The sequence below is a fragment of the Agromyces excoecariae genome, from assembly GCF_051715505.1.
GTDB lineage: Bacteria > Actinomycetota > Actinomycetes > Actinomycetales > Microbacteriaceae > Agromyces.
On the sequence record NZ_JBPSLA010000005.1, the window covers coordinates 13,014 to 33,939 of the forward strand.

Genomic DNA, 20,926 nt, shown 5'->3' on the forward strand with positions numbered 1-20,926 from the left:
TCTTCAGTTGCGTTTCGCCTTCGACCGGCTCGCGCCGGCCGCCGCCTTCCCGCCCGCGGCATCCCGACGCGCGTCGGTGGCCTGGCCGTAGACGTTCTGGTACCGGTCGTACAACCGGTCGATCGACTCCTGCGGGATCGGGATCAACGGGCCCGCCTCGCGGGCGAGGTGCACCGTTCGGGCGACGTCCTCGACCATGACCGCGGCCTTGACCGCGTCCTTCGCGTTCGCGCCGATCGTGAACGGGCCGTGGTTCTGCATCAGCACCGCACGCGAGCGGTGGCCGCGGAGCGTCTCGACGATGCCGCGGCCGATCGAGTCGTCGCCGATGATCGCGAACGGGCCGATCGGGATCGGCCCGCCGAACTCGTCGGCCATCGCGGTGATCACGCACGGGATCTCCTCGCCGCGCGCCGCCCAGGCGACCGCGTACGTCGAGTGCGTGTGCACGACGCCGCCGACCTCGGGCATGTTCCGGTAGACGTACGCGTGGGCCGCGGTGTCGCTCGACGGCGCCCGGTCCGCGCCCGGCGTGCCGGGGATGACGTTCCCGTCGAGGTCGCAGACGATCATGTTCTCGGGCGCCAGGTCGTCGTAGCTCACGCCCGAGGGCTTGATCACGAAGAGGTCCGCGCCGGGCACCCGGCCCGAGACGTTCCCGCCGGTCCAGACGACGAGCCCGTACCGGGTCAGCTCGCCGTGCAGGCGGGCGACGTCCGCACGCGTGCGGGCGATGGCGACCTCGATCTGCGGTCCGAACGTCGTCATGCGGCGACCGCCGCTGCGGTCTGGGCGACGGATGCCGCGGCGCGGGCGGCGATCGTTCCGGTGCCGATGCCGGGGGTCCCGCTGGAGACGACGCCGCGCCGGGGAGCTGCCGGGCTGGTGGGCCGGCCGGGGGCGGTCGTGTCGATCACGCGGGACTCCTTCGTCGTGTGCTGCGCCCGCCCTCGAGGGGCGGTGGTGGAACGTCCGGCGATGTGACGCTCCATGTGACCGTTCACATCGCGAGACTCATGTTAGCCACACGTTTCGCGATCCTGTCAACCGAGCGAGGTCACGGAACGGTAACGGGCCTCGTGCGGGTGCGACCGCCGTCTCCGCGCGCGGCGGTCGTCGCCCGCGCCAGGGACCCTGGCCCGGGGCCATCGCCGCGCGCCCCCGCCGCGCCCTCGTCGCGGCGCTCAGAACGCGGGCGCGCCCACCGAGTCGCGCACGATGAGCTCGGGCACGATCGTGCCCCGGTACTCGGGCGCGGCATCGTCGAGGTCGCCGAGGAGCAGGGCGACGCAGCGCCGCCCGAGCTCGGCGAAGTCCTGCCGCACTGTCGTGAGCGGCGGCCAGAAGTGCGACGCCTCGGGGATGTCGTCGAACCCGATGATCGAGATGTCGCGCGGGATCTCGAGGCCTGCGTCGCGCACCGCGTGCATGACCCCGAGCGCCATCTGGTCGTTCGAGGCGAAGATCGCCGTGAAGTCGCGCACCGTGAGCAGTTCCCGGCCTGCGTGGAAGCCGAAGTCGGCGGTCCAGTCGCCGAGGATCGGCGCGGTGGTCGGCACGTCCTGAGCGCCCATCTCGTCGAGGAATCCGCGCATGCGCGCCTCGGCCTCGATCCAGTCCTGGGGCCCCGCGAGGTGGTAGATCGACCGATGGCCGCGCTCGATCAGGTGCCGCGTGGCCAGGCGTGCGCCCGCGATCTGGTCCACCGAGAGCGTGTGCGCGGGGTCGCGCCCCGTCGACTGGAGCGTCACGTAGGGCACGTCGATGGAGAGCTGCTCGAGCGTGTCGAACACGCGCACCTGCGGGGCGATGACCACGAGGCCCTCGATGCCCTGGGCGCGCAGGTGCGCCAGCCCATCGGCGATCGACACGGCGTCGGAGGACTCGATGTTGGCCGTGCTCACCCAGTATCCGGCGGCGCGCGCCGCGGCCTCGATCGCGGCGATGCTCGACGCCGGCCCGTAGTGCGTGCTCGACGCCGAGAGGATCCCGATCGTGCGCGACCGGCTCGTCACGAGCGCCCGCGCCGCCCGGTTCGGGGTGTACTGCAACTCGGCCATGACGTCGAGCACGCGCTGCTTGGTCTCGGGGCGGATGCTCGGGTGTCGGTTCAGCACGCGCGAGACCGTCTGGTGCGAGACGCCGGCGACCCGCGCGACATCGCGGATGCTCGGGGCGCGGCCCTTGGGCGGCTCCTGCGACGGCTCTGGCACGGTGACCTCGATCGATCTCGGCATGTTCACGGTCACACATGCCGGCGACACCATTATGCACATCCCCGCACGGAATGTGACCGTCACAATGTGACCGTCACATGAACTCCGAACCCGCGCGGGTGCTCGCGAGCAGCCGCATGCCGCCCGCGGCCTCTACTCCCCCGACGTCGGTGCGGCCGCCGACTCGCCCGCCCGCGTCGAGGCGCCCTGCGCACCCGATCGCCAGCCGTCCGGCGGTCGCACGCGCGACGCGAGCAGCACGCCGACGACGGCGATCGCGGCGGTCACGGCGAACTCGGGCGCGAACGCCCCAGCGGCGGCCACGCTCGCGACGAGCGCCGTGACCGCGAGCGCCACGGCGCCGCCCAGCGACTCGCCGATCGTCAGGGCCGCACTGTTGAAGCCCTGCACCGACTGCGGCGACTGCTCGAGCACGGCGACCGAGAACCTCGGGTACATGAAGCCCATCGCGGCGCCGGCCACCGTCCAGGCGATGAACGCGGTCGCCGGCGGCAGCGAGAACAGCGCGATCACGAGCACGCCCGCGAGGGCGACGGCGAGCGTCACGGCCCCGATGCGCACGACCTCGGTGTTCGACAGCCTCGCGTCGAGCCGCCCCTGCAGCCACGACGCCGCGGCCCACGAGAGCCCGGCGCCCGTGAGCACCGCGCCGGCGAGGCCGGCGGGCAGGTCGTACCGCTCGATGAGCATCTTGGGGAGGTAGATCTCGGCGCCGAAGAACGCACCGGCCACGATGGCCCGCATCAGCACGGTCGCGGGGATGCCGCGGACGGCCCGGAGCGTGCCGACGGGAAGCAGCGGCCGCACGGCGAGCACCGCGAGCGCGACGGAGCACACCGCGATGACCCAGCGCCACGGCTCGTCGAACCCGGCCGCGAGGCTGATCCCGAGCGCGGCGGCGGCCGCGAGGACCGACCAGCCGACGCGCCGGCCGCTCCACCGGACCTCGGGGTCGCCCTGCACGCGGTCGAGCACCCGGAGCAGCGGCGCGAGCATCATCAGCGCAGCGGGCAGCACGACCGCGATCACGCCGAGGAACACCCAGCGCCAGCTCAGGTGCTCGGCCACGTAGCCGGCGACCGTCGGCCCGACGATCGACGGGATGACCCACGCCGCAGCGAAGCCCGCGAACACGCGGGAGCGCACCGACGCGGGGTAGACACGCGCGACGATCACGTACAACGGCACGATGACGGCCGCGCCGCCGATGCCGTGGACGAGCCGGCCGAGCACGAGCACGGTCATGTTCGGTGCGAGCCCGGCGACCACGAGGCCGACCACGAACAGCCCGCCGGCGGCGAGCAGCGGCGGCAGCGGTCCCGATCGGTCGCTCCAGTTGCCGGCGACGACCATGCCGACGACGCCGGCCGCGAGCGGCACCGAGAACGCCAGCGCGTACAGCCCCTCGCCGTCGAGGTCGGCTGCGATGATCGGCATGGCCGTCGTCACCGCGAGCACCTCGAACGCGGCGAGGAAGATCAGCGCGAACATGCCGAGCGAGAGCCAGCGCCACGACTTCGCGAACACGCCTCCGGCGGAGACGGCCTCGCCGGATGGCACGGGGGTGGAGCGGTCGGTCACCTGATCGAGCCTACGTCCGCCCACCGGCATCCGACGCACCCGAACCGGTCGTCGTTCGGCACGAGGCCGCCATCATCGGCGACCGCGCGCGCGGGGAGCGGCTGCGCTACAGCTCCTCGTGCGTGTCGGGGTCGGCGCCCCAGATGCGCCCGCGCTCGAGGCCCGAGATCGCGTCGACCTCGCTCGCCTCGAGCTCGAGGTCGAACACGTCAAGGTTCTCGCGCCGGCGCGCGGCATCCGCCGACTTGGGGATCGGCACGGCGCCGAGCGCGAGGTGCCAGGCGAGCACGACCTGTGCCGGCGTCGCGCCGCGGCGCTCTGCGATCTCGACGATGACGGGCTCCGCGAGCAGTTCGGTCCGCTTGGCGAGCGGGCTCCAGCTCTCGGTGCGGATGGAGTGCTCCGCGTGGTACGCGCGCAACTCGGCCTGCGGGAAGTACGGGTGCAGCTCGACCTGATTGACCACCGGCATCAGCCCGGTCTCGGCGAACAGGCGGTCGAGCATCGACGGGGTGAAGTTCGAGACGCCGATCGAGCGGACGACGCCGCGCTCCTTCAGCTTGATCATCGAGCGCCAGCTGTCGACGTAGCGGTCGCGCTTCGGATTCGGCCAGTGGATGAGGTAGAGGTCGACCCAGTCGAGGTCGAGGCGCTTGCGCGACTGCTCGAAGCTCGCGAGCGTCTCGTCGACGCCGTGGTGGCGGCCGGGCAGCTTCGTCGTGACGAACAGGTCGCTGCGATCGACGTCGGCGCGGCGGATCGCCTCGGCCACGACCTCTTCGTTGCCGTAGTTGTACGCCGTGTCGATGAGGCGGTAGCCGTCGTGGATCGCCGAGACGATCGCGTCGACGCCCGATTGGTCGTTCAACCCGTACGTGCCCAGGCCGATCGCGGGGATCGTGTTGCCGTCGGCGAGCGCATACGCGTGGGCGGTCATGCGCACCATCCTCCCCCGGGACGGGTCGCACATGCCAGCCGACCTGCGGCATCCGCACCGATTCGCAGGCGAACGAATGCGCCGACCCCTGCCAGCGGCGGCGATCGGGCCTCGCTGCTACGGCACGAGTTCCGCGTCGGCGGCGACGACGGAGGCCGCGACCTCCGCTCCGGCGGGCCGCCCGCGCCGCTCCCGGACCCGGCGCACGATGGTGACGACGACGGATGCCGCGGCCAGCACGATCGGCATGACGAGGTTCTGCCACGCCAGCACGAGCAGGCCGGCCGTGAGCACCGTCGCGACGATCGCCAGCCACCAGCCGAGCGAGAACCGGCGGAGGATGAGCGTCGCGGCGAGCATGCCGGCGGCGTAGATCGCCACCATGTTGCTCGTGTGGATGAGGATGAAGCCCGTCAGGTCGAGCTCGTTCCAGAGCATCAGCACGAAGTAGACGACGATGAGCCCGGCGGTGAGGGCGAGCGCGCGGCGCGGCACCGCGCCGTCCTCCGCGCCCTTCGCGAAGTACCGCGGCAGGTCGCCGTCGCGGCCGAGCGCGGCCCCGAGCTTGCCGAACGCCGGCAGGTAGGCGTTCAGCACGCCGACCGTGACGATCGCCGCCACGATCGCGACCAGCACCGACCCGATGCCGGGCGCCGTCGTCTCGACGAGGTCGAGCAGCGGCACCTGGCTCGCACCCGCGCGATCGCCGAGGACGGCGACCGTGACGAACTGCAGTGCGAGGTAGCCGAGGCCGACGAGCCCGATCGCGATGCCGGTCGCCACCGGGATGGTGCGACGCGGGTCGCGGAACTCGCCCGCGATGTGCGTGCCGACCTCCCAGCCCGCGAACGCCCAGACGAAGAGGCTGACGGCCACGCCGACGCCGGCCCAGCCGTTCGGGAGGAACGGGGTGAAGTTGCCCGGCTCCGCCGCGGGGAAGGTGACCGCGACGACTCCGACGACGACCGCGAGGAGCAGGCCGGTGAGCACGAACTGCACCCAGCCCGCGACGCGCACGCCGAACCAGTTGGCGATGAGCGGCGGCAGGAAGACCGCGAAGCCGATGACCGGCACGGCCGCGCGGTCGACGCCGAGGACCGCCACGACGTATTCGCCGCCGAGGATCGCGACGACGGGTGCGCCGACGCAGACGCCGAAGAAGAACCAGTACCCGGTCATGCGGGCCGCGGTCGGCCCGAGCGCGCGGCGCACGTAGCTGGCCACGCCGCCCGGGTCGGGGAAGCGCGACGCGAGCGCGGCGAACGTGCCGGCGAGCGGGACCGAGAGCACGAGCACGGCAGCGACGGCGAGGATCGAGGCCGGGCCGGCGGCCTGGGCGGCGAGCCCCGGCAGCACCAGGATGCCCGTGCCGAGCACGCTCGCGACGTAGAGGGCCGTGCCCTGGACCAGGCCCAGCCGGCCGCGGTGCGCTGCAGCGGCGCCGACCGGGGGCGCGACATCCAGGGTTCTCGTGCTCACCAGATCATCGTGCCGGATGCCACCGACGCGTGCGCTGGCAGGGACGACATCGTTCGTCGATTTCCTGCCAGCGTCGTGGCGCGTGGGTGCGAGCGGCTAGACCCGCCCGAGCGCACCGTCGATGTCGGCGAGCAGGTCGTCGACGTCCTCGATGCCGACCGACAGGCGCACGATCGACTCGGGGACCTCGGCCTCGGTGCCCTTGACCGAGGCATGCGTCATCTCCGAGGGGTAGTTGACGAGCGACTCGACGCCGCCGAGCGACTCGGCGAGCGTGAACAGCTCGGTCGACTCCGCGAAGCGCCGCGCGGCCTCGCCGCCGCCGACGAGGTCGATCGACACCATTCCGCCGAAGCCCGACATCTGCCGCGCCGCCAGTGCATGCCCCGGGTGCGACTCGAGGCCGGGGTAGAGCACGCGGGCGACCGCAGGGTGCTCGTCGAGCCGCCGGGCGATCGCGAGGGCGTTCCGGCTGTGCCGCTGCATCCGGATGCCCAGGGTCTTGATGCCGCGCGTCGTGAGGAACGCGTCGAACGGCGCCGACACCGCACCGGCGGCGAACTGCGTGAAGCCGACGCGCTCGGCGAGTTCCTCCTGCCCGGGCGCGAACACGAGCGCGCCGCCGACCACGTCGGAGTGACCGCCGAGGTACTTCGTCGTCGAGTGCACGACGACATGCCCGCCCAGGGAGATCGGCTGCTGCAACGCCGGGCTCGCGAACGTGTTGTCGACGACCACCGTGAGGCCGGCCTCGTCGCCGAGCTCGGCGAGCGCCGCGATGTCGGAGATCTTCATGAGCGGGTTCGACGGCGTCTCGACCCACAGCACCTTGGTGGTGCCGAGCTCGATCGCATCGCGGACCGCGTCGAGGTCGCTCGTGTCGACGGTCGAGTGGCGCACGCCCCAGTCGCCGAAGATGCGGCGGATCAGCCGGTGCGTGCCGCCGTACACGTCGTTGCCGATGACGACGTGGTCGCCCGGCTGCAGCACGGTGCGCAGCAGCGCGTCCTCAGCGGCCAGGCCCGACGCGAACGAGAGCCCGCGGATGCCGCCCTCGAGCGCCGCGAGCTGGGTCTCGAGCGCGGTGCGCGTCGGGTTGCCGCCGCGCGAGTACTCGTACCCGCCGCGGAGGCCGCCGATGCCGTCCTGCGCATACGTCGAGGTCACGTGGATGGGCGGGATGACCGCGCCCGTCGTGGGGTCGAACTCCTGGCCCGCGTGGATCGCGCGCGTGTCGAAGCCTGCGTCGTGCTGCATGGTTCCCGGCCCTTCAGGAGGAGAGGTACGAAAGGAGGTCGGTGCGCGTGATCACGCCGAGCGCCTTGCCGCCGTCGGTGACGAGCATGGCGGGCGCCTCGCCGAACGCCTGGCGCGCGGTCGCGACCGGCTCGTTCACGCCGATGAGCGGCAGCGGGTCGCCCACCACCGCCGCGACCTCGTCGGTGAGCTTCGCGCGGCCCGAGAACACCTGCTCGAGCAGCTCGTCCTCGTGCAGCGCGCCGACCACCTCGCCGAGCACGACGGGCGGCTCGGCCGAGAGCACGACGAGTTGCGAGACTCCGGTCTCGGTCATGCGGTCGATCGCCTCGCGCACCGTGTCGTTCGGGTGCACGTAGACGAGCGGTGCGGTGCGATCGGCCTTGGCCGCGAGGATGTCGCGGATCGTGTGCCCAGCGGGCGCGTTGCCGAAGCCGTAGGCGCGCAGCCACTTGTCGTTGAAGATCTTGCCGAGGTAGCCGCGCCCGGAGTCGGGAAGCAGCACCACGAAGACGTCGTCGGGCCCGGCGGATGCCGCGGCCTTCAGTGCCGCGACGACGGCCATGCCGCTCGACCCGCCGACGAGGATCCCCTCCTCGCGCGCGAGCCGGCGCGTCATCTCGATCGACTCGGCATCGGTGACCGCGATGATCTCGTGCGGCACGCTGGGGTCGTAGGCGGTCGGCCAGAAGTCCTCGCCGACGCCCTCGACGAAGTAGGGCCGTCCGGTGCCGCCCGAGTACACCGAGCCCTCGGGGTCGGCGCCGATGATCCGCACCGTGTCACCGGACACCTCGCGGAGGTACCGGCCGGTGCCCGTGATCGTGCCGCCCGTGCCGACGCCGGCCACGAAGTGCGTGACCTTTCCGTCGGTGTCGCGCCAGATCTCGGGACCGGTCGTCTCGTAATGCGAGAGCGGGCCGTTCGGGTTCGAGTACTGGTCTGGCTTGAAGGCGCCGGGGATTTCGCGGGCGAGCCGGTCGGACACCCCGTAGTACGACTCGGGGCTGTCGGGCGCGACCGCGGTCGGCGTCACGACGACCTCGGCGCCGTACGCCTGCAGCACGTTCCGCTTGTCCTCGGAGACCTTGTCGGGGCAGACGAACACGCAGCGGTAGCCGCGCTCCTGCGCCACGAGCGCGAGGCCGACGCCCGTGTTGCCCGAGGTCGGCTCGACGATCGTGCCGCCGGGCTTCAGCTTGCCCTCGCGCTCGGCCGCGTCGATGATGTTGCGCGCGATGCGGTCCTTCGAGGAGCCGCCCGGGTTCAGGTACTCGAGCTTGACGAGCACCGTGGCATCCGTCACGCCCTCGGTCACGTGGTTGAGCTTGACGAGGGGCGTGTTGCCGACGAGATCGGTGATGTGGGCTGCGTACTTCATTCCGCTGGCTCGTTCCTTGGTGTCGTGTGCGTCGAGAGGGGCGCCCGTTCGGCGGCCGACGCGAGGGATGGGGGTCGCTCAGTCAGCGACGACAACACCGGCACGAGAGGCTCACCCGGCCAGCCTAGCGAATGACGGATGCCTCGCGGCAGCCCGGCGGCGCAGACGCGACGTGCGCTCACCGGCCGGTCGTGGCGGCACCGCTCCGGCGCCGCGCCGACCCCTTCGGCGGCAGGAGCGTGTCGGACTCCTCGAGCGACATGCCGTTCGTCTCCGGGATCTTCGCGAGCACGAAGAAGAAGGAGAGCGCGGCGAAGGTCGCGTAGATGCCGTAGGTGAGCAGCAGCGACACGTCCGCGAGCAGCGGGAAGGTGACGGTCACGATGAAGTTCGCGATCCACTGCGCGGCGGCGGCGAGCCCGAGTGCACGGGCCCGGATCCGGTTCGGGAAGATCTCGCCGAGCAGCACCCAGACGAGCGGGCCCCACGAGAAGCCGAAGAACACGACGAAGAGGTTGGCGGCGACGAGCGCCACGGGTCCCCAGGCTCCGGGGAGCGAGAGGTCCTCGCCGGAACCGGTCGCATTCGCGAACGCGAGCGCCATCGTCGCGAGCGAGACCGCCATGCCCGCCGAACCGACGAGCAGCAACGGCCGACGGCCGACCCGGTCGACGAGCGCGATCGCGACGAACGTGACGAGGATGTTCGTGATCGACGTGAACACGCTGATCGCGAAGGCGTTCGACTCGTCGAAGCCCACTGCGCTCCACAGCGTCGTCGAGTAGTAGAAGATGACGTTGATTCCGACGAACTGCTGGAACACCGACAGCAGGATGCCGATCCAGACGATGCCGCGGAGCCCGAACACCGGCCCGCGCAGCGCGCCCTTGGCCTGCTTCGCCTCGGCGTCGGCCTTCATGGTGTTCCGGATGTCGCGGACCGCGCGCTCCACTTCGCCCGGCTGGATCCGCTCGAGCACGGCCCTCGCCTCGTCCTCCTTGTCGACGCGAACCAGGTAGCGCGGCGACTCGGGCAGCGAGAACGCGATGAGCCCGTACGCGACGCTCGGCACGATGCCTGCGAGGAACATCCAGCGCCACGCGTCGAGCCCGAACCAGAAGGGCTCGGCGGCGCCGCCCGCCGCCCACGCGAACACCGCGTCGGAGAGCAGCGCGGCGAAGATGCCGAACACGATCGCGAGCTGCTGCAGCGAGGCCAATCGCCCGCGCGCGCGCCGCGGCGAGATCTCCGCGATGTACGCCGGCGAGACGACCGAGGCGATCCCGATGCCGAGGCCGCCGATCACCCGCCACACGATGAGGTCCCAGACGCCGAGCGCCAGGCCCGACCCGATCGCGGAGATGAGGAAGAGGCTCGCCCCGATGATCATCACGGGGATGCGGCCGAACCGGTCCGCGAGCCGGCCCGCGAGCTCGGCGCCGACGGCGCAGCCGAGCAGGGCGCTCGCGATCGCGAGGCCCGTCAGGCCGGCCGACAGGCCGAACTCCTGCTCGATCGCGTCGACCGCGCCGTTCACGACCGACGAGTCGAAGCCGAACAGGAAGCCGCCGACCGCGCCCGCCACGGCGAGCGCGATGACCCTCCGATTCAGGCCGCTGCCCCGGCCGGCATCGCTCTCGTCGGACCCGCCCGGCTCCCCGGCCGCCGACTCGCCCCCCGGCCGATCGATGTGCTCGCTCACGCGCCCCGACCTCCCCCGCCGGCATCCGACCCGGACCGGCCCGAGCGGTCCGCACGCGGTCGCCCCCGCGCCGGCACGTTCCGAATGCTAGTCCCGCCCGGCGGCGCGAGGGCGGAGCCTCGCAGGTGACGGCGTTCTCCCAGCCCGATACGTTCGTATTGAGTACCCCGTCCCGTACCTCCACCCCGCTCGAGGAAGGCCCCGCGTGAGCGCGACCCAGCCCGGAAAGAAGCCCACCGTCAAGCAGCAGCGCGCTGCGGAACGCGAGCGCAAGCTCGAGGAGTACCGCAAGCGGGAGGCGCGCATGAAGCGCAACCGCCGCATCGCGATCTGGAGCTCCGTGGGCGTGGGCCTCGCGATCGTCGCCCTCATCGTCACCTCGGTCGTGCTCGCGCCGCGCGCCGCGAACTACACGGCCGGAGGCGACGGCGCCGAGATCGAGGGCGTCGAGACCTTCGAGAACGCGTCCGAGCACGTCGAGGGCGTCGTCGACTACGCGCAGGCGCCGCCAGCCGGCGGCCAGCACAACCCGGCCTGGCTGAACTGCGGCGTCTACGAGGAGGCGGTGCCGAACGAGAACGCCGTGCACTCGCTCGAGCACGGCGCGGTGTGGGTCACCTACGACCCCGAGGCCCTCTCCGACGACGACGTCGCGACCCTCCGGTCGAAGCTCCCGAGCACGTACGTCATCCTCTCGCCGTTCGACGGCCTGCCCTCGCCCGTGGTGCTGAGCGGCTGGAACGTCCAGCTCCAGGTCGACGACGTCGACGACCCGCGCATCGAGGACTTCCTCGAGGAGTACTGGCAGAGCCAGAACGTGCCCGAGCCCGGCGCGCTCTGCACCGGTGCCATCGACGGCCCCGGCAAGGTCGCGTGAGCGACGGACACGCCGAGCGCGACGCGCCCCCGCGCCGTTCGGGCGTCGGCCGCTGGGCCGTCGTGCTCGCGGCATCCGTCGCCCTGATCGCCGTCGCCGGCGCGGCCTTCGCGATCGGCCGGCTCTCGACGCTCGGCGAGGAGACGCCGTCGAACACGAGCGCCGAGGCCGGCTTCGCGCGCGACATGCAGGTGCACCACCAGCAGGGCGTCGAGCTGGCCATGATCGTGCGCGACGCGACCGACGACCCCGACGTGCGACTGCTCGGCTACGACATCGCGACCACGCAGGCGCAGCAGTCCGGGCAGATGTACGGCTGGCTCGCCGAATGGGGCCTCCCTCAGGCGGGTCCCGAGCCGTCGATGACGTGGATGACCCGGCCCGCCGCCGACGGCAGCTCGCATTCCAATCACGGCTCCGGCGAGGCCGAGCATGTTCCCGGCGAGCCGATGCCCGGCCTCGCGACCCCCGAGCGGGTCGCGGAGCTCCGTGAACTCGAGGGCGTCGAGGCGGAGCGGAGGTTCCTCGAGCTGATGATCGCCCACCACCAGGGGGCGGTCGTCATGGCCGAGGCGGTGCTCGAGCGCTCGACGTATCCGGTCGTGGTCTCGCTCGCCGAGTCGATCGTCGCGAGCCAGCAGGCCGAGATCGAGCTCATGGAGGGCATGCTCGCCGAGCGCTCGTAGCGCGGCCCCGGCGCAGGGCGCTCCGCTCAGCGCCGCGGGGGCTGCCGCGGGGCGCAGCGGTCAGGCCGTGGGCACCTCGGGCCGCTCGGCCTGCTGCCGGTAGAGCGAGGCGTAGACGCCGCCCTGCGCGATGAGCTCGGCGTGCGTGCCGCGCTCGGCGATGCGACCGGCGACGACGACGAAGATCACGTCGGCCGCCACGACCGTCGAGAGCCGGTGCGCGATCGCGATCGTCGTGCGGCCTCGCGAGGCGTCGTCGAGGGCTGTCTGGACGACGCGTTCGCTGATCGTGTCGAGCGCGCTGGTCGCCTCGTCGAGCACGAGCACCGCCGGGTCCTTGAGCAGGACGCGCGCGATCGCGATGCGCTGCTTCTCTCCTCCGGAGAGCCGGTAGCCGCGCTCGCCCACGACGGTGTCGTAGCCCTCGGGGAACGACGCGATGGTGTCGTGGATGTTGGCCGCGCGCGCCGCCGCCTCGAGCTCGGCGTCGGTCGCCTCGGGCTTCGCGTAGCGCAGGTTCTCGGCGATCGTCGCGTGGAAGAGGTAGGTCTCCTGGCTCACGATGCCGATGTTCGACACGAGCGACTCGTGCTCGAGGTCGCGCACGTCGACCCCGGCGAAGCGCACCGCGCCGCCCGTCGCCTCGTACAGCCGCGGCACGAGATACGACACCGTGGTCTTGCCGGCGCCGCTCGGTCCGACGAACGCCGCGTACTGGCCCGGCTCGATCGTGAACGACACGTCGTCGAGCGTGGGTCGTCCGTCGTCGTCGGCGTCGGGGTATCGGAAGGAGACGTGGTCGAACTCGACGCGGCCGAGGAGGGGGCGGCCCGAGGCATCCGCCGTCGCCGCCGCAGGCACCGGCCGTGCGTCGGGCGCATCGGTGATCGCGGGCGTCAGGTCGAGGTACTCGAAGATGCGCGCGAACAGCGCACCCGAGGTCTGCAGGTCGAGCGCGACGCGCATGAGCGCCATCAGCGGGAACAGCAGGCGGGCCTGCACGGTCGTGAACGCCACGATGGTGCCCGCGGAGATGTCGGTGGTGCCGCCGGTAATGAGCCAGCCGGACACGAGGTAGACGATCGCCGGGATCGCAGACATGAAGATGCCGACCATCGCGAAGAACCACTGGCCCGTCATCTGCTGGCGCACCTGCAGGTGGATCTGGTTCGCATTCTCGTCGCCGTACCGCGCGATCTCGCTGCGCTGGCGGGTGAAGCTCTTCGAGAGCAGGATGCCGGAGACCGACAGCGTCTCCTGCGTGATCGCGGTCATCTCCGACAGCGACTCCTGGGTCTTCGCGGCGATGCGGGCGCGCACCTGGCCGACCCGACGCTGCGCCACGACCATGACCGGGAGCAGCACGAGGGCGATCAGCGTGAGCTGCCAGTTCAGCAGCAGCATGGCCACGAACGCGGCGAGCACGGTCACGGTGTTGCCGAGCACGCTCGAGACGGTGTTGGTCAGCACGGATGCCACGCCGCCGACGTCGTTCTGCAGCCGCGACTGGATGACGCCCGTCTTCGTGCGCGTGAAGAAGCTGAGCTCCATGGACTGCAGGTGCGTGAACATGCGCACGCGCAGCGCGCCCATGACCTTGTTGCCGACCGTCGCGGTGAGCCAGGTCTGCCACACGCCGAGCAGCGACGAGACGATGAACACGGTCAGCATGGCGACGACGATGCTCGTGAGCACCGGCAGGTTCGGACCGGTGACCTGGCCGTCCGGGCCGACGGGGAACAACCCGTCGTCGAACGCGCGCTCGGTGAGCAGCGGCGGGATGACGCTGAGCGCCGCGCTGACCAGGACGAGCGCGACGGTCACCGAGAGCGCGACCCTGTGCGGGGCGAACAGCGCGGCGATGCGACGCATGAGGTGCGGGATCTTCGGCGCCTCGGCGTTCTCGGCGCGCTGCGCGCCCTCGTCGGCCGCGCTGATCCGGCCGCGTGGTCGGCCTCCCATGCGCCCGGGCGAGCCGCCCGGTGCACTCCCATGCATGCTCATGCGATCGAGCCTAGGCGCGGGCGCCGACCCCACGGCCGCGCGAGCCCGCTCGTGCGCTCACGTTCGCCGAGGGCGTGACCCTCGGGTGGGGCGTCGGGTGACCGGACCAGCCGGTGTCGAGGGTGCCGGGTACGACCGACGGGGCGGATGCCGCCTCATCCGCCCCGTCGACGCGCCGCGGATGCGGAGGCATCCGCCCGGTTCGATCAGCCCTTCGTCGCGCCCGCCAGGAGTCCCCGCACGAAGTAGCGCTGCAGGCTGAAGAACACGATCAACGGGATGACGATCGAGATGAAGGCGCCCGCCGTGAGGAGCTCCCACGCCTGGCCTCTCGTTCCGGTCAACTCCGCCAATCGCTGGGTGAGTGGCGCGACGTCCTGTGTGCCGCCGGAGAAGATCAGCGCCACGAGCAGGTCGTTCCACACCCAGATGAACTGGAAGATCGCGAACGACGCGATGGCCGGGGTGGCCAGCGGCAGCACGATCCGGAAGAAGATCTGCCCGTGCGTGGCTCCGTCGACGCGCGCGGCCTCGATGACGTCGCCCGGGATCTCCGCGATGAAGTTGTGCAGCAGGAAGATCGCGAGCGGCATGGCGAACATCGCGTGCGCGAGCCACACCGGTGCGTAGTTCTGCTCCGGGATGATCGGGATCACGTCGTGCAGCCACGCCTGCATCGGCCGCAGCCAGGTCGAGAAGATCTGGAGCAGCGGCACGAGCGCCATCTGCAACGGCACGATCTGGAGCGCGAACACGAAGATGAACAGCGCGTTGGCACCGCGGAATTTGATCCAGGCGAACGCGTACGCGGCCATGGTCGCGAGCACGAGCGGGATCAGCGTTCCGAGGAGCGTGATCGCGATGGAGTTCACGATGTACGCGCCGAGCTGCGGCGACGACGCCGACGGCGAGAGCAGCACCTCGGCGTAGTTGTCGAACGTGAAGCCCGGGTTCTGGAAGATCGTCCACCATCCGGTCGTCTGGATCAGCTCGGCCGGACGGAACGACGAGATGAACAGCCCGAAGGTCGGGATCGTCCAGAGGATCGCGATGACGAGCGCCGCGACCGTCGCGGTCCGCGACGTCAGGCGCTTCTTGACGCGAGCCGTCTTGGTGGTCCCGTACTCCGCCTCCTCGGCAGCTTCCAGGGATCCCTTGTCTCTGCTGACCGGGAGGTCGGCTGGGGCGACGCTGCTCATCGGATCTCCCTCTGCTTCCGGAGGACGTTGACGTTGTAGATGACGATCGGCATCACGAGGAGGAAGAGGATCAGCGCCAGGGCCGACCCTCGTCCGATCTCGCTCGCGCGGAACGCCTGCGTGTACATCTCGTTCGCGATGACGCTGGTGTTGAAGTTTCCGGCGGTCATGGTGCGGACGATGTCGAAGACCTTCAGCGTCGCGATCGAGATCGTCGTGATCACGACCACCAGGGCACCCCGGATGCCGGGGATCGTGACGTTGATGAACCGCTGCCACGCGTTGGTGCCGTCGAGCTGCGCCGCCTCGATCTGCTCAGTCGGAACGCCCTTGATCGCGGCGCTCAACAGGACCATCGCGAAGCCCGTCTGGATCCAGATCATCACGATGATCAGCAGGAGGGTGTTGATCGGATCGGTCTGCAGCCACTGCACGGGCTCACCGCCGAAGAGCACGACGATGGCGTTCAGCAGGCCGATCTGCTCGCGACCGGCCGACTTGTACTCGTAGACGAACCGCCAGATGATTCCAGCGCCCACGAACGAGATCGCGATCGGCATGAAGAGGATGACCTTGTAGTACTTCTCCCCTCGGGAGCGGTCGATGAAGATCGCGTACGCGAGGCCGACCGCCGTCGAGACGGTCGGGACGATCAGCACCCAGATGATCGTATTGATCAGTGTGCGGATCGCCGCGGGCTGCGTGAACGTCCAGATGAAGTTGTCCATCGTCCACGCGCCGCTCGAATCCTGGAACGCGAGGATCGAGGTGCGGATCGCCGGATAGACGAGTCCGACCGAGAGGAAGATGAGCGCAGGGGCCAGGAACCCGGCCAGCTGCCAGTAGTCGCGGCCCCGTTTCGGGGCCTTGTCGATGAAGAAGATGAGGAGGCCGATGATCGCGGCGAAGATCGCGAGCCCCATCACCACCTGAAGGATCTTGCCGAGCAGGTCGCCCGAGGTCATCATGCCTCCCGGTTCGTCGTTGAATCTGGGGGTTCCGAGGGGCGGGGTACCGAACCCCGCCCCTCGGTCATACCGCGTGCGACCCGCGGGACGCGCGCGGCGCGCGGACGATCAGCTGCTGGGCCAGCTCGCCTCGATCGTGTCGAGCACCGACTCGGTGCTGTCACCGCTCACCCACGCCACGATGCCCTTCCAGAAGGAGTCGGCGCCGACGGCACCGGGCATCAGGTCGGAACCGTCGAACCGGAACGTGGTCTCGGGGTCCTGCAGGATCTCGATGGACTGCACGAGCAGTTCGCTCGACGCGTTCTCGGGGTCGACGCCCTTGTTGGCGCTGATGACGCCGCCGAGGCTCACGCGGTTGTTCGCCCAGAGGTCGCTCGAGAGGTACGTGCGCACCGCCTCGACCTCCTCGGCGTCGCGGAAGGCGACCGGGAACTCGCCGCCGCCGGTCACCGACAGCGGGTCGTCGGCGTTCACCGGCGGGAGCAGGAACGCGAACACGGTGCCGTCGGAGGCCACGGTGTTCTCATCCCCACCCTCGGGGTTCCAGAAGGTCTCGTAGAACGAGGCCTGGTGGTGCAGCGAGCACTCGCCGTCGAGGATCGGCAGGCCGGCCGTCTGGAACGCCTCGGTGATCTGCGTCGACACGTCGCCGATGCCGCCGTTGACCATGTCGTCGTTCTTCAGGTACTCGCCGACCGCGTCGAAGGCCTCGGCCACCTGCGGGTCGTTGAACGGGATCTCGTGGGTCACCCACTGGTCGTACACGTCGGGACCGTGCAGGCGGAGCATGTAGTCCTCGACCCAGTCGGTGCCCGGCCAGCCGGTCGCCTCGCCCGACTCCAGGCCGACGCACCAGGGCTTGTGGTCGCCCTCGTCGGCGATGGTCTGCGAGAGGTCGGTCAGCTCGTCGAGCGTCTTCGGGATCTCGTAGCCCTTGTCCTCGAACTCCGCCGGCGAGTACCAGATGTAGCCCTTGATGCTCGCCATCAGCGGAGCGGCGTAGAACGTGCCGTCGGCCGTGCCGTAGTTCTTCCAGTCCTCGGACCAGAACTCGTCGACGTTCGCCTCGACGCCCTCGGACGCCGGGATCAGCCATCCGCCCGCGGCGAGACGCTGGAGCAGGCCGGGCTGCGGGACGATGCCGATGTCGGGCGCGTTGCCGCCCTCGGCGAGCACTGCGATCTGGGCCTCGAACTCGCTCGAGCCCTGGTAGTCGATCGAGATACCGGTGCAGGTGGCGAAATCGGACCAGGACTCGACCAGCCGGTCGGCCTCGAGGTCGAGGATCGTGCCGCCGATGGTGACCTCGGCACCGTCGAACGTGCCGTACTCCTCGTAGTCGGCGCAGTCGACGTCGCCCGCGTCCTCGTTCGCGATGTCGCCGGTACACGCCGTGAGCGCCAGGCCGGCAGCAGCGGCCACCACGACCGGGCCCGTCCAACGGCGATGCCGTGTGAGTCTCATGTCATCTCCTCGTTGAGTGTGGTGCAGGGCGGAACCGGGAACCGGTTCCAGACCCCACGCTAGGCGACCGCAGCAGCGCTGGGCAAGGGCACGGCGGGTCACGATCGGATGACGGATGCCGCGAGTGTGGCACCGGTTCCACACGAAGGGCGATTCGCGTACACTCCGACGCAAGCCCGACGGAGGGAGCGTGATGACCGCGATCTCGGACGTCGCGCGCCTCGCGGGCGTCTCGAAGTCGACCGCCTCGCGTGCCCTGACCGGACGCGGCTACGTCTCCGACGAGACGCGTCGCCGCGTCGTGGAGGCCGCCTCGGAGATCGGCTACATCGCCTCGCCGAACGCGGCGAGCCTCGTCACGGGACGGACCAAGAACGTCGGCGTCGTGATCCCGTTCGTCAATCGCTGGTTCTTCGGCGAAGTGCTCGAGGGCATCGAGCGCACCCTGCTCGCCGCCGGGTACGACCTGACGCTCTACAACCTCGCCATCGCGGGGCCGGAGCGCGACCGCGTCTTCGACTTCTTCCTCGCGCGCAAGCGCGTCGACGCCGTCATCGCGGTGGGCGTCGACCTCGCGAAGCGCGAGGTCGAGGTCATCGAGGCCCGGGGCAAGCCCATCGTCGCCCTCGGCGGCACCGGCCCCGGCGCGCCTCGCCTCGCCATCGACGACCGCGGCGCGGCGCGTCTCGCGACCGAGCACCTGCTCGACCTCGGCCATGAGCGCATCGCGCACCTCGCCGGAGCCGGCGCCGGGTCCGCGGCGCGCAGCGTGCAGGCACTCCGCCGCGCGGGCTTCGCCGACGCGATGCGCGGGGCCGGACTCCGGCCGGTCGGCGAGCCGGACGGCATCGTGGAGGCCGAGATGACCGTCCCCGGCGGGTACGACGCCGCGCTCCAGCTCCTCGGCCATCCGGCGACCCGTCCGACCGCGATCTTCGCGGCGTCCGACGAGATCGCGTTCGGCGCGATGCGCGCGGCCGAACGACTCGGGATGACGCTGCCCGGATCCCTCTCGATCGTCGGCTTCGACGGGCACGAGCACGCCGAGCTGTTCGGCCTCACCACGATCGAGCAGTTCCCGCGCGTGCAGGGCCGCTACGCGGTCGACGCGGTCATGCGGCTCCTCGGCGAGACGACCGGAGACGCCGACCCCATCACGCCCGACGGGCTCCCCGACTTCGACCGACCGCTCGAGACGCGGCTCGTGGTGCGCAGCAGCACGACGGCACCCTCGTCACGGCCGCTCGTCGCGCGCTGACACGCGGTCGACGCCCGTCCACGTGCGGGATGCCGGAGGCCGCTCCGGGGCGACCCGTGCCGCACCTCAGTGCCTGCCCGGGCGCGACCCCGCCCAGTCGTCCGTATCGTTCGCCGCGGGCCGTCATCCGGTACCGAGCGGATGGCACGAGGCCCGGCTCGGACGAGGGAGGGCATGATGAGCGCCGAGGGAATCACACTGCAACGGCTGGCCCGCGGGGGCGGCTACGACGGACCCAACGACGGAAGCCCCGGACCGAACACCTGGCGGGCGCTCCAGCGGCTGGTCACGGGGTACGGGTACACCGGCGCGATCGACGGAGCACCCGGCGCGAACACCTGGCGGGCGCTCCAGCGGTTCGCCGCGCTCGGCGGCTACGCCGGTCCGGTCGACGGCGTGATGGGGGTGGAGTCCTGGAAGGGCGTGCAGCGGCTGCTCTCGCCGTTCAGCTACGTCGCACCGGTCGACGGCATCCCGGACGCCGACACCTACCGCGCACTCCAGACGATGGGCCGCATCGGCGGGTACTTCGGACCCTACGACGGGGTCATGGGGCCGAACTCCTGGCGCGGCATCCAGACGATCATGGCCGGCGCCGGCTACACGGGCCCGATCGACGGCTCCCCCGGCCCGAACACCTGGCGGGGCATCCAGCGGATCGCCCAGCGCGGGGGCTACTCGGGCCCGATCGACGGCGTCCCCGGGCCCAACACGTACGCCGGGATCGAGGCGCTGCTCGTCCGGAGCGAGCACGACTGAGGCCGGAACGACGGATGCCCCGTGCCGAGCGAATCGGCACGGGGCATCCGTGTATTCAGGTGACGCAGGTCACCTCGAGCTGCGGCCCTCCTCGAAGGACGGCGATTGCTCGAGGGTGACGGTCGCCCTCAGTCCGCTGCCCTCCTCGAGGGCGGCGATTACTTGAGGGTGACGGTCGCGCCGGCCTCCTCGAGGGCGGCCTTCGCCTTGTCGGCGGTCTCCTTGTTCGCGCCCTCGAGCACGGCCTTGGGAGCACCGTCGACGACGGCCTTGGCCTCGCCGAGGCCGAGCGAGGTGAGCTCGCGGACGACCTTGATGACCTGGATCTTCTTGTCGCCGGCAGCCTCGAGGACGACGTCGAAGGAGTCCTTCTCCTCGACCTCTTCGGCAGCGGCGCCGCCGCCTGCGGCAGCGGGGCCGGCAACGGCGACCGGGGCGGCCGCGGTGACCTCGAAGGTCTCCTCGAACGCCTTGACGAACTCCGAGAGCTCGATGAGGGTCAGGCCCTTGAACTGCTCGAGCAGCTCCTCAGTGGACAGCTTCGCCATGATTCTTCTCCTTAGATTTCCTGGTAACTCACCGCTTGAGAGGCTCGCGCCTACGCAGCGGACTCCTGCTTCTCACGCAGCGCGTCGACCGTGCGAACGGCCTTCGAGAGCGGTGCGTTGAACAGATATGCGGCTCCGAACAGCGAGGCCTTGAAGGCACCGGCGAGCTTCGCCAGCAGCACTTCGCGGGACTCGAGGTCGGCGAGCTTGCCTACCTCTTCGGCGGTCAGGGGCTTGCCATCGAAGTAGCCGCCCTTGACCACGAGGAGGGGGTTCGCCTTGGCGAAGTCGCGCAGAGCCTTCGCGACGGCGACCGGGTCACCGTGCACGAATGCGATCGCCGACGGACCGGCGAGCTCGTCGTCGAACGACGAGATGCCGGCGTTGTTCGCCGCGATCTTGGTCAGCGTGTTCTTCACCACGGCGTAGCTCGCGTCCTCACGGATGGACGTGCGCAGCTGCTTGAGCTGGGCAACCGTGAGGCCGCGGTATTCAGTCAGCAGAACGGCGGTCGAGCTCTCGAAGAGGTTCGTGAGTTCGGCAACCGAGGCTTCCTTGTTCGCCATGGCCACTCCTTGTGTCTTCT

The 20,926-nt window shown here is 70.8% G+C and carries 19 protein-coding genes; 4 read left to right on the forward strand and 15 right to left on the reverse strand.

The window, feature by feature from the left end:
* Window positions 1-3: 3 nt before the first annotated feature.
* The 9 genes from ACSJD1_RS06845 to ACSJD1_RS06885 form a co-directional block, all read right to left on the reverse strand.
* Entirely contained in the window at window positions 4-768 is a 765-nt protein-coding gene (locus ACSJD1_RS06845) for an L-ribulose-5-phosphate 4-epimerase (RefSeq protein WP_438854573.1), read from the reverse strand.
* Window positions 765-917 (reverse strand): hypothetical protein, encoded by a 153-nt coding sequence (locus ACSJD1_RS06850; protein ID WP_438854574.1) that lies wholly within the window; start codon window positions 915-917, stop codon window positions 765-767. The genes ACSJD1_RS06845 and ACSJD1_RS06850 overlap by 4 nt, the downstream gene beginning before the upstream one ends.
* Window positions 918-1,184: 267 nt before the next feature.
* Entirely contained in the window at window positions 1,185-2,237 is a 1,053-nt protein-coding gene (locus ACSJD1_RS06855) for a LacI family DNA-binding transcriptional regulator (protein ID WP_438854575.1), read from the reverse strand.
* 132 nt (window positions 2,238-2,369) lie between these two features.
* Entirely contained in the window at window positions 2,370-3,818 is a 1,449-nt protein-coding gene (locus ACSJD1_RS06860) for an MFS transporter (RefSeq protein ID WP_438854576.1), read from the reverse strand.
* Between the two features lie 106 nt (window positions 3,819-3,924).
* Window positions 3,925-4,755 carry an aldo/keto reductase gene (locus ACSJD1_RS06865; protein WP_438854577.1) on the reverse strand — a complete coding sequence of 277 codons (831 nt, stop codon included), beginning with the start codon at window positions 4,753-4,755 and terminating at the stop codon, window positions 3,925-3,927.
* Window positions 4,756-4,872: 117 nt separating this feature from the next.
* On the reverse strand, window positions 4,873-6,234 hold the full coding sequence (locus ACSJD1_RS06870) for an APC family permease (RefSeq protein ID WP_438854578.1): 1,362 nt from the start codon (window positions 6,232-6,234) through the stop codon (window positions 4,873-4,875).
* 96 nt (window positions 6,235-6,330) lie between these two features.
* Window positions 6,331-7,491: a cystathionine gamma-synthase gene (locus ACSJD1_RS06875; RefSeq protein ID WP_438854579.1), complete on the reverse strand. Its 1,161-nt coding sequence runs from the start codon at window positions 7,489-7,491 to the stop codon at window positions 6,331-6,333.
* 13 nt (window positions 7,492-7,504) lie between these two features.
* Window positions 7,505-8,872: a cystathionine beta-synthase gene (locus ACSJD1_RS06880; RefSeq protein ID WP_438854580.1), complete on the reverse strand. Its 1,368-nt coding sequence runs from the start codon at window positions 8,870-8,872 to the stop codon at window positions 7,505-7,507.
* 178 nt (window positions 8,873-9,050) lie between these two features.
* Window positions 9,051-10,484, reverse strand: a complete 1,434-nt coding sequence (locus tag ACSJD1_RS06885; RefSeq protein ID WP_438854645.1) for a sugar porter family MFS transporter — start codon at window positions 10,482-10,484, stop codon at window positions 9,051-9,053.
* Window positions 10,485-10,779: 295 nt separating this feature from the next.
* Here ACSJD1_RS06885 and ACSJD1_RS06890 point away from each other — a divergent pair, with 295 nt between their 5' ends.
* Entirely contained in the window at window positions 10,780-11,451 is a 672-nt protein-coding gene (locus tag ACSJD1_RS06890) for a DUF3105 domain-containing protein (RefSeq protein WP_438854581.1), read from the forward strand.
* On the forward strand, window positions 11,448-12,137 hold the full coding sequence (locus tag ACSJD1_RS06895; RefSeq protein ID WP_438854582.1) for a DUF305 domain-containing protein: 690 nt from the start codon (window positions 11,448-11,450) through the stop codon (window positions 12,135-12,137). Before ACSJD1_RS06890 ends, ACSJD1_RS06895 begins: the two co-directional genes overlap by 4 nt.
* 60 nt (window positions 12,138-12,197) lie before the next feature.
* Here the strand turns inward: ACSJD1_RS06895 and ACSJD1_RS06900 are convergent, their stop codons facing one another.
* From ACSJD1_RS06900 to ACSJD1_RS06915, 4 genes are all read right to left on the reverse strand, one after another.
* Window positions 12,198-14,135: an ABC transporter ATP-binding protein gene (locus tag ACSJD1_RS06900; protein ID WP_438854646.1), complete on the reverse strand. Its 1,938-nt coding sequence runs from the start codon at window positions 14,133-14,135 to the stop codon at window positions 12,198-12,200.
* A 212-nt stretch (window positions 14,136-14,347) separates the two neighbouring features.
* Complete coding sequence (locus ACSJD1_RS06905) at window positions 14,348-15,340, reverse strand: carbohydrate ABC transporter permease (protein ID WP_438854583.1); 993 nt, start codon at window positions 15,338-15,340, stop codon at window positions 14,348-14,350.
* A complete protein-coding gene (locus ACSJD1_RS06910) occupies window positions 15,337-16,305 on the reverse strand; it encodes a carbohydrate ABC transporter permease (protein ID WP_438854584.1) in 969 nt (322 codons plus the stop codon). Before ACSJD1_RS06910 ends, ACSJD1_RS06905 begins: the two co-directional genes overlap by 4 nt.
* A gap of 111 nt (window positions 16,306-16,416) precedes the next feature.
* Window positions 16,417-17,775, reverse strand: a complete 1,359-nt coding sequence (locus ACSJD1_RS06915; protein WP_438854585.1) for an ABC transporter substrate-binding protein — start codon at window positions 17,773-17,775, stop codon at window positions 16,417-16,419.
* A 193-nt stretch (window positions 17,776-17,968) separates the two neighbouring features.
* Between ACSJD1_RS06915 and ACSJD1_RS06920 the strand changes: the two genes are divergently transcribed.
* Both ACSJD1_RS06920 and ACSJD1_RS06925 read left to right on the forward strand, forming a co-directional pair.
* The gene (locus tag ACSJD1_RS06920; RefSeq protein ID WP_438854586.1) at window positions 17,969-19,033 is read left to right on the forward strand and encodes a LacI family DNA-binding transcriptional regulator; all 1,065 of its coding nucleotides are present in this window, start codon (window positions 17,969-17,971) and stop codon (window positions 19,031-19,033) included.
* A gap of 177 nt (window positions 19,034-19,210) precedes the next feature.
* Complete coding sequence (locus ACSJD1_RS06925; protein ID WP_438854587.1) at window positions 19,211-19,792, forward strand: peptidoglycan-binding domain-containing protein; 582 nt, start codon at window positions 19,211-19,213, stop codon at window positions 19,790-19,792.
* A 158-nt stretch (window positions 19,793-19,950) separates the two neighbouring features.
* Here ACSJD1_RS06925 and rplL read toward each other — a convergent pair whose 3' ends face one another.
* Together rplL and rplJ are read right to left on the reverse strand one after the other, a co-directional pair.
* Complete coding sequence (gene rplL, locus ACSJD1_RS06930; protein WP_127792363.1) at window positions 19,951-20,340, reverse strand: 50S ribosomal protein L7/L12; 390 nt, start codon at window positions 20,338-20,340, stop codon at window positions 19,951-19,953.
* 50 nt (window positions 20,341-20,390) lie between these two features.
* Window positions 20,391-20,906 (reverse strand): 50S ribosomal protein L10, encoded by a 516-nt coding sequence (gene rplJ, locus ACSJD1_RS06935; protein WP_129234139.1) that lies wholly within the window; start codon window positions 20,904-20,906, stop codon window positions 20,391-20,393.
* Window positions 20,907-20,926 lie beyond the last annotated feature (20 nt).